Origin of the sequence: Flavivirga aquimarina (genome assembly GCF_030540835.1) — a bacterium.
In the GTDB taxonomy this organism is placed as follows: Bacteria; Bacteroidota; Bacteroidia; order Flavobacteriales; family Flavobacteriaceae; genus Flavivirga; species Flavivirga aquimarina.
The window spans coordinates 67265-79445 of the sequence record NZ_JAUOEK010000045.1 but is presented as its reverse complement, the minus strand read 5'-3'; the positions used below and the strand labels follow the sequence as shown (position 1 = coordinate 79445).

At 31.3% G+C, this 12181-nt stretch carries 12 protein-coding genes; 8 read left to right on the top strand and 4 right to left on the bottom strand.

Going from position 1 to position 12181, the window contains the following annotated elements; genetic code table 11:
* The first annotated feature begins 332 nt into the window (after positions 1-332).
* Entirely contained in the window at positions 333-2699 is a 2367-nt protein-coding gene (locus tag Q4Q35_RS02645) for a TonB-dependent receptor (protein WP_303276374.1), read from the top strand.
* 4 nt (positions 2700-2703) lie between these two features.
* The gene (locus tag Q4Q35_RS02640) at positions 2704-3549 is read left to right on the top strand and encodes a DUF4249 domain-containing protein (RefSeq protein WP_303276373.1); all 846 of its coding nucleotides are present in this window, start codon (positions 2704-2706) and stop codon (positions 3547-3549) included.
* An 82-nt stretch (positions 3550-3631) separates the two neighbouring features.
* Here the strand turns inward: Q4Q35_RS02640 and Q4Q35_RS02635 are convergent, their stop codons facing one another.
* A complete protein-coding gene (locus Q4Q35_RS02635; RefSeq protein WP_303276372.1) occupies positions 3632-5341 on the bottom strand; it encodes a tetratricopeptide repeat protein in 1710 nt (569 codons plus the stop codon).
* 334 nt (positions 5342-5675) lie between these two features.
* On the opposite strand from Q4Q35_RS02635, the gene Q4Q35_RS02630 reads away from it, so the two are divergent.
* Genes Q4Q35_RS02630 through Q4Q35_RS02620 form a run of 3 tightly spaced genes read left to right on the top strand, consistent with a single transcriptional unit; the run spans position 5676 to position 7298 of the window.
* Complete coding sequence (locus Q4Q35_RS02630; protein WP_303276371.1) at positions 5676-6263, top strand: RNA polymerase sigma factor; 588 nt, start codon at positions 5676-5678, stop codon at positions 6261-6263.
* A complete protein-coding gene (locus Q4Q35_RS02625; protein ID WP_303276370.1) occupies positions 6253-6435 on the top strand; it encodes a hypothetical protein in 183 nt (60 codons plus the stop codon). The genes Q4Q35_RS02630 and Q4Q35_RS02625 overlap by 11 nt, the downstream gene beginning before the upstream one ends.
* A gap of 35 nt (positions 6436-6470) precedes the next feature.
* A complete protein-coding gene (locus Q4Q35_RS02620) occupies positions 6471-7298 on the top strand; it encodes a mechanosensitive ion channel family protein (RefSeq protein WP_303276369.1) in 828 nt (275 codons plus the stop codon).
* A 245-nt stretch (positions 7299-7543) separates the two neighbouring features.
* Here Q4Q35_RS02620 and Q4Q35_RS02615 read toward each other — a convergent pair whose 3' ends face one another.
* A complete protein-coding gene (locus Q4Q35_RS02615; protein WP_303276368.1) occupies positions 7544-7780 on the bottom strand; it encodes a hypothetical protein in 237 nt (78 codons plus the stop codon).
* 67 nt (positions 7781-7847) lie between these two features.
* Complete coding sequence (locus tag Q4Q35_RS02610; protein ID WP_303276367.1) at positions 7848-8717, bottom strand: DUF4349 domain-containing protein; 870 nt, start codon at positions 8715-8717, stop codon at positions 7848-7850.
* 129 nt (positions 8718-8846) lie between these two features.
* Here Q4Q35_RS02610 and Q4Q35_RS02605 point away from each other — a divergent pair, with 129 nt between their 5' ends.
* The 3 genes from Q4Q35_RS02605 (at position 8847) to Q4Q35_RS02595 (ending at position 10726) form a co-directional block, all read left to right on the top strand.
* Positions 8847-9737 carry a hypothetical protein gene (locus Q4Q35_RS02605; protein WP_303276366.1) on the top strand — a complete coding sequence of 297 codons (891 nt, stop codon included), beginning with the start codon at positions 8847-8849 and terminating at the stop codon, positions 9735-9737.
* Positions 9734-10225 (top strand): hypothetical protein, encoded by a 492-nt coding sequence (locus tag Q4Q35_RS02600; RefSeq protein WP_303276365.1) that lies wholly within the window; start codon positions 9734-9736, stop codon positions 10223-10225. The genes Q4Q35_RS02605 and Q4Q35_RS02600 overlap by 4 nt, the downstream gene beginning before the upstream one ends.
* A 93-nt stretch (positions 10226-10318) precedes the next feature.
* Positions 10319-10726: a DUF2721 domain-containing protein gene (locus Q4Q35_RS02595; protein ID WP_303276364.1), complete on the top strand. Its 408-nt coding sequence runs from the start codon at positions 10319-10321 to the stop codon at positions 10724-10726.
* 70 nt (positions 10727-10796) lie between these two features.
* Here Q4Q35_RS02595 and Q4Q35_RS02590 read toward each other — a convergent pair whose 3' ends face one another.
* Positions 10797-12152 (bottom strand): DEAD/DEAH box helicase, encoded by a 1356-nt coding sequence (locus Q4Q35_RS02590; protein ID WP_303276363.1) that lies wholly within the window; start codon positions 12150-12152, stop codon positions 10797-10799.
* Between the last annotated feature and the right edge of the window lie 29 nt (positions 12153-12181).

Here is a 12181-nt window from a genome sequence, read left to right as displayed (position 1 = left end):
ATTATACAAAGGCAAAGCACTACCGAATATTTTAAAACAAGAAGTGTTTAGCCAGATATTTTCTCTTCCCTAAGTGCTCATACCTGATTTTATGTGTTAAATACGAGTTAATTTGCTGGTTTTAACCCTTTAAAAATGTGTCCTTGCAGGCGTTTACTATTGTTTTAAAGCACTTTGTAAACTTGGTTTTTAAGTATTTAAATCTGTAGCAATTTTACCAATAACTCAAACAAGAGCTTTTTAACAAAAAAATAAAAGATCAATTCGTGCAACCTTTAATCATTTTTCTTGTCTATAGATAAGTTGTTAGAAAAATCATTAATCAAAAAAGAATGAAAAACTTAGTATTATTATTTATGTTATGTACCGCAGTTTTGTCGGCCCAAGAAAATTATACTGTTAGCGGTATTATTAAGGAGGCAAAAAACGGAGAAACCGCCTTTGGGGCATCAGTATTTTTAAAAGGAACCAGTATAGGTTCTATTAGTAACGAGTATGGGTTCTTTTCCATAACAGCACCAAAAGGGACTTATACGCTCGTAGTGTCTTATATGGGGTTCGAAAATATGAGTCAGGAAATAACTTTAGACCAAAATCAAAAAGTAAATTTTGAAATGGAGGAAGCATCAACCCAATTAGATGAGGTCATAGTTGTAGCTGAAGAAACCGAACGCGCAAACCTTAAAAAACCAGAAATGAGTGTTTCTAAATTAAACATTAGAACCGTAAAGCAAATGCCAGTGGTTTTAGGAGAAGTAGATGTAATAAAATCGTTGCAGATGCTTCCGGGAGTTACTAAAAATGGAGAAGGAAGTGGAGGTTTTCATGTAAGAGGAGGTGCTGCAGATCAAAATTTGGTATTGTTAGATGAAGCAATTATATACAATACCTCGCATATGCTAGGTTTCTTTTCTGTATTTAACGCAGATGCTATTAAAGATATTAAATTGTATAAAGGTGGTATTCCTGCACGATTTGGAGGAAGAACCTCTTCAGTATTAGACATCCGTCAAAAAGATGGAAATAGCAAGAACTTTACTTTTACGGGAGGATTAGGTTTAATATCCAGTAGATTGGCAGTAGAAGGGCCTATGTTTAAAGATAAAGGCTCTTTTTTAATTGCAGGCAGGAGTTCGTATATAAACCTGTTTTTAAAAGCAGCCGATGAAAAAAACAGGCTAGGTTTTTATGACTTAAACCTAAAAACTAATTATAAACTAAATGCGAACAACAAATTATACCTTTCAGGATATTTTGGAAGAGATTCATTTAGATTTGGTGAAAGCTTTAGAAGTAGCTACGGAAATGCCTCAGGAAATATAAGATGGAACCATATTTTTAACGATCGTTTATTTTCTAACCTGTCTTTAATTTATAGTAAATATGACTACGATTTAGGGATTACAGACGATGAATTTGATTGGATTTCTTCAATTAAAAATTACAATGCAAAGTACGACCTTAAGTATTATGCCAGCGACAAGTTTAAATTAGATTTTGGAGCCAGTGCCATTTATTATGATTTTGATCCAGGACAAGTACGACCTACTTCAGAAACATCTCCTATAAACCCGTTATCCCTAGACCGTAAAAAAGCATTAGAAAGCGGCTTATATATTAATGCAGAACATAAGTTAACAGATAAGCTAACAGCACAATACGGAGTAAGGTTAAGTAGTTTTAGTCGTTTAGGAGGGCAAGCTATGGTAGATTATGCCAACAACCAACCTGTAGTTTATAATAATACTTTAGGAATTTATGAACGCGGTACAGAAATAGGAGAGACCAACTATGAAAAAGATGAAACCATAAAAAAGTTTTCAAACTTAGAACCTAGAGCATCATTAGCTTATCAACTAAATGAAAATGCTTCTGTAAAAGCAGGGTATTCCAGATCTGCACAATACATTCATCTATTATCAAATACAACCTCTATAACTCCTTTAGATGTTTGGACAACAAGTGGAAAATATATAAAACCACAAATATCCGATCAGTTTGCTTTAGGGTATTTTAGAAATTTTAAAGATAAAATCTATTCCTTAGAAGTGGAGGCATATTATAAAACGACAGATAACCGAATCGATTATATAGACGGATCAGATTTAATCGGACAAAATACTATTGAAACCGAAATTTTACATGGCGAAGCTCGCGCTTATGGTTTAGAATTTTTAGTTCGAAAAAATGAAGGCAGGTTTACCGGTTGGTTAGCATATACTATATCGAAAGCAGAACAGAGAACCTTAGGTGGAATTGCTGGAGGCCCCGGAATTAATAATGGTAACTGGTATAATTCGGCATTTGATAGAACACAAGATTTATCAATTACCGGAGCTTATGAGTTAAACGATAAATGGAGTTTTGGTAGTAATCTAGTATTCCAAACAGGAAGACCTGTAACCTATCCAAATGGTCAATATCAATACGAAGGACAATCTGTGGCTAGTTTTTCAGATAGAAATTCAGATCGATTACCAGCATACCATAGATTAGATGTTTCTGCGACTTATAAACCTAATAGAAAGCCTAATAAACGATGGAAAGGCGAATGGGTATTTGGTATATACAATGTTTATAATCATAAAAACGCAGCTTCAATTTCTTTTACTCAAAACGAAGATTTTGGAAATAACGAAGCTACCAGAACAGCTATTTTTGGAATGGTACCATCAGTAACTTACAACTTTAAATTTTAAGGAAATGAAAATATATTTTAAATTAACCATACTGTTTTTAACTATTGTGTTTACGTCTTGTGAAGATGTGATAGATGTAGATGTACAAACAGGACCAAGTAGATTGGTCATAGAAGCATCTCTTGATTGGGAAAAAGGAACTACAGGAAATAATCAGACCATAAAATTAAGTAAATCGACACCTTATTACGATACTACAACAAATACAGGTGTTACAAATGCTTCGGTAAGAGTGACTAATGATAATGACAATACAGAATTTGTTTTTACGCATCAAGGCAATGGAGAATATACAACTACTAATTTTATTCCTGTAATAGGTCAATCTTATACTTTAGAAGTTGTTCATGAAGGAGAAACTTATATAGCAAATGAAACCTTAATGCCGGTTGTGGATATTGATGGTATTACACAATCAATAGAAAGTGGTTTTGATGAAGAAGATTTAGAAGTTAATGTAATTTTTACAGATCCAGAAGAGCAAGAAAACTACTATTTATTCAAATTCCATAAACAGGGAGATTTACTACCGGTATTAGAAGAAGGGGATGATGAGTTTGTTAATGGCAATGAAATTACCTGGTGGTTCGAAAAAGAAGAAGATGATGAGACTGATAAAATTGAAGCATTTCTTCCTGGAGATACAGTAAATATCGATTTTTTCGGTATTTCTGAAAGCTATTCAAATTATATTGGAATTCTAATAGAACAGTCTTGGGGAGCAGGTCTTTTTAGCACAACACCAGTGCCTTTAAGAGGAAACTGTATTAATACTACAAATGCAGATAATTATGCTTTTGGATATTTTAGATTAACACAAGTTGTACGAACGAGTTATACATTTCAATAAATTTAGTCTTTAAATAAAAACAGAAAACCACCAATTTTTATATAATTGGTGGTTTTGTTTTTTTAAGAATTAAAGTGAATGATCACAATTTAAAATCGGCATGTTTCCAACTTTCTTTAAAAAGTGCATCATAATGGTTCATGTTTTCTTCATCATTTAATGCGTTATAAGCAGCTTTTATACCATGGTATGCCCATCCATTTTTAGGCAAACGAGCAAGGTCTTCAAGATATAATTCAATGGCCAATTTATGTTGTCCGTTAAGCATATAAATGGGGCCTAAATGATGTCGAATAGAAAAAAACCAATCTGGTGGCTCGTTATAATTTAAAGCATCTTCCATTATTATAGCATCTTTTAATAAAATAATACTTGCTTTTAAATCACCTTCATTAGCTAGTATTTCAGCTTTTAAAACTTTTTCGGCTATCTTAACTAATTCGTAAACCGAGTTAATGTCCCAAACAGTTACTTCACTTAATGTTTCGTCTTTTGCTAATATCTCAAGTTCCAATAATTCAGCTTTGGCTTTATCTAAATCACCTTTTCCTAAATACGCCATACCTTCTGCATAATGCCTAATCGCTTTTGGGTATTTTAAATCGTAGGTTTCTAGTTTCATATTTAAAATAGTATCCCATTGTTTAAATTTAACAGCGACATAGTATGGAATGGTGTAATAATGCTGTAACGTGCCCCAACCGGGTTGTTTCATAATTTCAGGGTGCACATGTTCCGATACTTTATTGGCACCTATCATAGCCCAGTGGCTATTACCCTCTAGAGTTGCAGTAGCTGCCATAAAATGATAATTATGCGGATAGTAGGCAAGTGGGTAAGCTCCTTGTGCATGGCAGGTGGTAACATAAGCACTATCTGCTTTAACAGCAGCGATATTAGATAAGGTTCCTTTATGGTAATCTCCAGTTCTTATGTAGGTATGAGAAGGCATGTGTAATAAATGCCCAGAACCGGGAACCAAACCATCATCAAAAGCTTTTGCAGATATATAAGAACGATCCGGTGTGCCCGAAGCTTCAACAGCATGAATATAAAAATGATGCGCTCCGGGATGTTTTGGATTTTGAGCAATGAGCTTTTCTAAAAGGGTAACAATTTTCACAGTCCAAGGTTTTTCAGTACCATCTTTTTCATTTAAATCCCAAGGATGTAAATTCATAAGCGATTCGGCATATAAAGCACTAATCTCTGTATCTTCAGGGTATTGCGCATATAACGTTTTCATGGCTTCAGAATACTTGGTGTCTAATGCCGTTCTGTCTTCCGGAGGTTCGGGTGCATAACGCAAAGCCATGGCATTTATAAATTGTTTTTCTTTTTCGGTAGCATTTTTAGATAATGCTTTTGCCTTCTGTATGGCCTCATAAGCACGTTCATAGTTATCATCTTCCATACCGGCATTATAATTTGGGCCTAATACATAAGCATACCCCCAAAATGCCATGGCACAGTTAGGATCTAGCTTGGTGGCATAGAAGAAAGAGCGAGCCGCTTCTGCATGATTAAAGCCATAAGCTAAGGTCATACCTTGATTAAAATAACGTTGAGCTAAAGCATTTTTAGTCGTAATTTTATAGTTTACAGCATCATAGCCATCTAAAAGCGGAGCTATATTATCTTTTTTGTACCATGCTGCATCTGTAATTTGTGGCACACAAGCGTACTTAGAAGAAGCTGTGGTTTTTGCTTTAAGCTCTTGAGGTTGTTCGTTAGTCTTTTTACAAGAAAAAAATAAATTTAGGGAAATGAATAATAATATACCTTTTTTCATTTTGTAAAGTTTTATTTGAAGTAGTCTAAATTTTTTAGATTGAAACATGGTAACTTCATTTCCGAATAAAGACTTTTTTGAGCTACATAGCATCGCTACGGAGTAAAAAAAGATAAAATGCTGAGATGAAAGCACATTTTTGTAGCCAATTATAAAAAGTTTAAATCACTTCTTTTAGTAAAAAGTTGATTTACAAAATAATAAACTTTTTTAAATGCTTTTAAGAAAATGCATATTTAATTTAATTTTTCCCGATGAATTATGTAAAAAATATTACTTTTAAGGTATTATTTGTCTTAAAAACCATGAACAGCTAAAAGAGTCTGCATAACACTTGAAAACCCTCGAAGATATTAATAAACTATCCGATGAAGATCTGGTAAAAGCAATTGTTAAAGATAATAACACATTGCTTTTTGAGATTTTATACGATAGGTATGCTAAGTTGGTATATAATAAGTGTTTTGGTTTTGCTAAAGATGAAGCTGAAGCCCAGGATTTAACTCAAGATGTCTTTTTAAAACTTTTTGTTAAGCTGGGGAGTTTTAAAGAAAAAGCCAAATTTTCAACATGGCTGTATGCTTTTACATATAACCATTGTGTAAATTATGTAACTAGAAATACAGCTAAAAAATTCGAAAAACAATCTGTAGATTATAAAGATATTGAAAACCTTTCTGAAGATGATAATGATGATTATGATTTTCTGGATATGAAAGTAGATAAGCTAAAAGAAGCTTTGGAACTAATTTCTCCTGACGAGAAAATGATTTTATTACTAAAATACCAAGATTTTCTTTCTATTAAAGAGATTGAAAGTGTTTTGGAAATTGGAGAAAGTGCCGTTAAAATGAGAATTAAACGTGCTAAAGATAAATTGGTAACAGTGTATAACGATAATATCTTAAATAATGGAAAATAATCCGTTTAAAGACATAAACAAGCCGCTTAAGCATGTTCCAAAGGAACTTAAGTCTAAAGTTATGAGTGATATTGCTATGGCTAAGTTACTTATGGATCTAGCTGCGCTATTTTCTTATAACATTGGTGACTTAATCGAATCTGTTATGAAACAAAGAAAAGATAAAAAATAACTAAATATATATAACCTAACAAAAAATAATAAAACATGGAAAAAGTAACAGGATTGAGAGATAAGACCATGGAATCTATAGCTAATATGTGGCCTGAAATAACCAAAATACTTTTTAATTTAATAGTAGTGCTGGTTATCATATTTGTAGGATGGTTAGTTACGAAATTAGTGGTTCGTATTATTAGGAAAGCTTTAAAACTGGCTAAAGTTAATAAGTTAGATGATAAATTAAATGACATTGAAATTGTTGAAGGCAAAAAGTTAAACTTTAACGCCATTAAAGTTATTTCAAACTTTGTGAAATGGATCATGTACATTATGTTGATTATTATAGTATCAGATATCATGAATTTAACGATGATTTCTGAACAGATTAATAATCTTTTAGGTTACTTACCACAATTATTTGCTGCATTAGTCATATTCACAGTCGGATTAGTATTAGCAAATGCTCTCAAAAAAGGTATAAAAGGATTTTTTGAATCCATGGATTTATCTGGAGCAAAAATTGTAAGTCAGGTCGTATTCTTTATCATATTAATTTTTGTTTCAATTACGGCATTAAATCAGGCAGGTGTTAATACAGAAATCATTACAAGTAATTTAACTATGATTTTGGCAGCCTTTTTATTGGCATTCGCTTTAGCATTTGGGTTTGGTGCACAAAGGGTAGTCGGGGATGTTTTAAAAGCTTTTTATACCAGAAAACTTTACGAAATAGGACAGGTTATCGAATTTAACAATATTAAAGGTGAAGTTGAGACAATAGATAGTATATCTATTACGTTAAAAACAAAGGAAGGAAAATTAGTCGTTCCTATAAAAGATATTGTAGAGAGCCAAGTAAAAATTAAGGATTAACTTTAGTTAGGGTTAAAGTTTTGGTTGGTTACTTTTCTGAGTTTTTAGCAACTTTCTATAAAAACCCCTTTTCATTTCTCGATAACTATCAGGTTTGGAAAGGGGCGTCTTTTTTTAAACTTTTCCAAGATTTGTAATACTTCTTTTTTATAACCTCGACTAATGGGTAATGAATTCTTATAAACTTTTTAGTTGGTAGTTTAGCCTCAATAGCACTAATGGTTTTCCGAGTTATTAAGGTTTCTTTAATCGAAAAGAATTCCTCGAGGCTCTGCCTCGGGGTTTCCGTTGAAATTGTCATTCCCGTGAAAACGGGAATCTAAATACAGAATTTCGGTTTTTGACCTTTTTAGGTCAAAATGAAACCAGTGAAATACCTCTATGGCTCTGCCTCGAGGATAGTTGGTTTCAAGAAATTCTTTATTTAAATGGATTTTTAAATAATCGCTGTAACTTTCAATGTAAATAAATAATAGAGTCAAAGCCTCTTTTCATCAATTAAGAAAAGGGGCTTTTTTATAAAGATTATTAAATACTTTTTTAGAGTGTTTAACTTTTGTGTTTTAGTCGTTTTTTTATAAAAATAAAAGTTAGTAATCCAATAATAATTACTGGCCATATATGAATGATGCCTATAACTAAAGATTCAATAAAATCCCAACCAAAAGATATACCTTCTTTAAATTTAGACCAAAATGTTTTGTTGTAAGTGTTAGGCTCTTCTTTATATTCTACAGTTTCATACAAATCAATTTGTATTGTACTATATGAAACTTTATTCGTTAAATATTTTAGCCTTCCTTGAGCAGCTTCAATCTCTTCCTGAATAATTCGTAGTTTATCCTCAGTCGCTAAAATATCTTCAACTGTTTTAGCATTTTTGCGTAAAATAGATTCATAACGAGCTTTAACTTCTAGTTTTGTTTTAAGGCGGGTTTGTATATCGATATACTCTTCAGTAACATCTTGAGTTGTTATATTCTCATAGTCTATAAACTCAACAAGAGAGCTTACAGAATCCATTATAGACTCAAAATATTGTTTAGGAACTTTTATAGTAAATCTATTCTCTTTGTTATATAAATTGCTTTTAAACCTTAAATCAGAGATATAAGCATTGTGTTTTTGAGCTAATTTTTTAATTTGATCTGTTGCTTTTTTTACATTCTTAACTTTATACTTTGCTTTAGCAGATTTAATTATTTTTAAATTTTCGGGAAGCGAATTTGTTGATGCGTCTTGATTTAGCGCAAAATTATAATCATCCTCTTTCACAGATTCAAAGTCTTCATTTATATCAACATCGGCTACCATAATATCTTCTTTATAATTTGAAGAATTATTACAAGCTAAAAATGAAAATAGAATTAAACTAATTAAGAAAAATTTAAATATTGTTTTTGACTGATTTACTTTCATAATTTTATATTTTTAAAGATTATGAGTAAACATATAATACAACCGGAATACAGTATTGTAAAATGGCTGTAAAAGGTTTGTAAATTGTTTTACAAAGCGTTTTTGTTTGGTTTTCAGTGTATTTATAATTTGAATAAACAAGATCTATACTATTTCAATCTTTTAAAAAAGTCAGTTACTAATACTTTTTTAAAGGATAACAATGCATCTATTTTAATAGAAGAATGGAAAGGCGAAGATATTGTGGCATTTCAAGAAGACTTGTTTGTAAAAGTTAAAGCCAAAGTGAGTGAAAAATGGTTTTATACCTACTTTAAAAATGATGCTAAAAAATTACCTAGAATAGATATACTTAATTTATTAAGTGAGTATGTTGGATTAAAAAATTGGAATACATTTAAAGCTTCACACAAAAATAAACTTACCATAACAAGTAAAAAATTAGTTTATGTATTTTTACTATTAATAAGTCTAATAATTACTGCTTTTTTTCTATTTGTATTCAATAAAAATCAATTTCACTTTTGTTTTGTTGATGATATTAAAAATCAACCTATTACTAGTATTCCCATAAATATAAAAATATTACAAAACGAAGAGTCTCCTTTGTATTTTAAAACCGATACTTTAGGTTGTTTCGATTATAAAACTAAAGATAACCGTATTAAGTTTGTGGTTCAATCTCCTTACCATAAAACAGACACTATTATAAGATTTATCGATTCTAATTCAAATCAAATAGTAAAACTTATAACTGATGATTATGCTTTAATGCTTCATTATTATTCGAATGGAAATGTAAAAGATTGGAAAAAGCATAAACAACAACTAAGTAATCTTATAGCAGATGATGCAGAAATTTATCAATTGTTTGATAATAATTTTGGTGTTGAATTATTTACTAAAGACGAGTTTATAAGATTGTTAACTATTCCAACGAAAAGTTTAAAACGAGTTAAGGTTTTAGGTAAGGGAATGAGAAACGGAAAAATAGTTAAGCTAAAATTTATAATGAAATGAAAAAGGGAGCTTATATATTATTAATTGTTTTAGGTTTTTCATGTAAAAGAGAATCTAACAAAGCGCCTTTATTTGAAGCGGCAGATATTGATTATGAAACAGTAATAGAAAGTAATACTCTTGAGTTGTCTGAAATTAATAGCTACGAGACTTTGTCAATTGAGAAGCTTAAGGAGTATTTTGATTTAGTGAAGTTAAAAAATCAACATACTAAGTTTAACGAAGATATAACGCTTCAATTAAAGAATTATACTTCAGAAAATTTAATTGATTTTAAGTTAAGTGAGAGAGGTGAAATTGAAAACGTAAGGCAAATAGGAGAAATTCAAAAAATATCAGATTCATTAAGCAGAATACAACTTGAATTCAATATAACTTTTGATAATACAAGATTTAAAGATTTTGTTTTTGCCTATATTACTTCAAAAACCGTGCTTATTGACGGGGGAAAACTTAAGTCTAATAAAGTAAGGTTTTCAAGGGAATAACCCATTAATACTTTTTTTATGACTCTTTCATAAATTCATCAATTTTTTATACCTCTATATTTTATTCTTTACTTTTGAAAAAACAGTATAATTATGGAAGCACTAACCCTTACGACACCAGCACTTTTATTCTCAGCAATTTCATTGATTATGCTTGCTTATACCAATAGGTTTTTGGCATACGCTGCTGTTATTAGAGATTTAAGAGATAAATATTTGCAAAGGCAAGAAGCGTCTTTATTAAGGCAAATAAATAATTTGAAAATTAGATTAAACCTAACACGTTATATGCAAATCTTTGGAATTACAAGCCTTTTGCTTTGTGTACTAACCATGTTTTTAATCTATGTAGACTATAATGTTATAGCTGTTTGGGTATTTGGTATCGCTTTGATACTATTAATTATATCTCTGGGTTTTTTGATATGGGAAATACAAATCTCGTCAAAAGCATTGAAACACCATCTCAGTGATATCGAAAACGACTTAAAGCAACGATAATGAATTAGAAAAGCGTAACTGATAACTGAACACAATGAACTTGATTACTGCCAATTAACAACTAAACCAACTACTTCCTCTTATTCCTCTTATTATAATTCTTGTCACCCTTCGTTTTAGGCTTTTTGTACTTAGCAGCCATTTTAAACTTATAAGAACCCCCTAAATTTTCTTTTTGGTTTTTAGCTTTCTTCTCATGAAAAGCAGGTCCGGAAGTATCGTCGTCCCTTCGTTTTAAAGGATTGTTACGTTCTTTTATTTGCGGACGCTCTTCTTCAATAAGTTCAGTAGAAATTTCAACAAATTCTGGAATTTCTAAAACAGGAATTTCCATTTTCATTAAGTTCTCTATGTTTTCAATAGCTTCCAGTTCTTTCTCCGTAGAAAAAACCAGAGCTTCACCTTCGCGTTCAGCACGTCCTGTTCTACCAATACGATGCATGTAATTTTCGGGGTAATCAGGCGTATCAAAATTAATAACATGAGAAACGTTGTCAATATCTAAACCACGAGCCATTACGTCGGTAGCAATTAAAATACGGTTCTCTCCATTTCTAAATTGCTCTATACTACGTAATCTATAATTCTGTGTTTTATTAGAATGAATCACACAGAGTTCTTCGTGAAAAATGCTGTCTAATTTATCAAACAAACGATCTGCCATGCGTTTATAAGCCACAAAAATTAAAACCCTATTGTAGTGTTCCGTATCGTTTAGCAGATGTGTTAATAAATTTACTTTGGTGTAAAAGTTTGGAACGTTATAACGTTTTTGTGAAATATTATCAAGCGGAGTTCCCGAAACAGCAATAGAAACACGTTCCGGGCTTTTAAAAAACTCATGAATCAACACATCAACATCATGTGTCATCGTTGCCGAAAACATAATGTTTTGTCGACGTTCTGGTAAAATATCAAAAATATTAATCAGTTGATGCCTAAAACCTAAATCGAGCATCACATCAACTTCATCTATCACTAATTTCTGAATCGATTTAAGTTGTAAAACACGTGTTAAAGCCAAATCATAAAGACGTCCGGGAGTAGCCACTAAAATATCTAAACCAGCGGCAATAGCCTCTTTTTGGGTATTTATATTAGTACCACCGTAAACACCTAAAATGCGATTATTAATATATTTTGAAAGTTTTTCAACCTCTTCAACAACTTGTACCACCAATTCTCGAGTTGGTACTAAAATTAAAACACGTGGATTTTCCTGTGTTGAATATTTCAAGTTTTTTAAAATAGGAAGCATGTAAGCAAATGTCTTTCCTGTACCAGTTTGCGCAATACCGACCATATCTTTCCCGGAAGAAACAACATTAAATGCTTGGGCTTGAATAGGCGTAGGTATAGTAAACCCTAAATCGTCTAAAGCATTATTTAGCGGCGTATTTAAATTTAAATCTTGAAATGATGTCACAATCTGTTATTTAGCAGGCAAAGTTACAC

Excerpts from the sequence above, each read along its gene's own strand:
- Q4Q35_RS02625 (WP_303276370.1), top strand. The coding sequence starts at position 6,253 with ATGGAAAATAATCCGTTTAAAGACATAAACAAGCCGCTTAAGCATGTT.
- Q4Q35_RS02635 (WP_303276372.1), bottom strand. The coding sequence starts at position 5,341 with ATGAAAAAAGGTATATTATTATTCATTTCCCTAAATTTATTTTTTTCT.
- Q4Q35_RS02600 (WP_303276365.1), top strand. The coding sequence starts at position 9,734 with ATGAAAAAGGGAGCTTATATATTATTAATTGTTTTAGGTTTTTCATGT.
- Q4Q35_RS02610 (WP_303276367.1), bottom strand. The coding sequence starts at position 8,717 with ATGAAAGTAAATCAGTCAAAAACAATATTTAAATTTTTCTTAATTAGT.
- Q4Q35_RS02595 (WP_303276364.1), top strand. The coding sequence starts at position 10,319 with ATGGAAGCACTAACCCTTACGACACCAGCACTTTTATTCTCAGCAATT.
- Q4Q35_RS02620 (WP_303276369.1), top strand. The coding sequence starts at position 6,471 with ATGGAAAAAGTAACAGGATTGAGAGATAAGACCATGGAATCTATAGCT.
- Q4Q35_RS02645 (WP_303276374.1), top strand. The coding sequence starts at position 333 with ATGAAAAACTTAGTATTATTATTTATGTTATGTACCGCAGTTTTGTCG.
- Q4Q35_RS02640 (WP_303276373.1), top strand. The coding sequence starts at position 2,704 with ATGAAAATATATTTTAAATTAACCATACTGTTTTTAACTATTGTGTTT.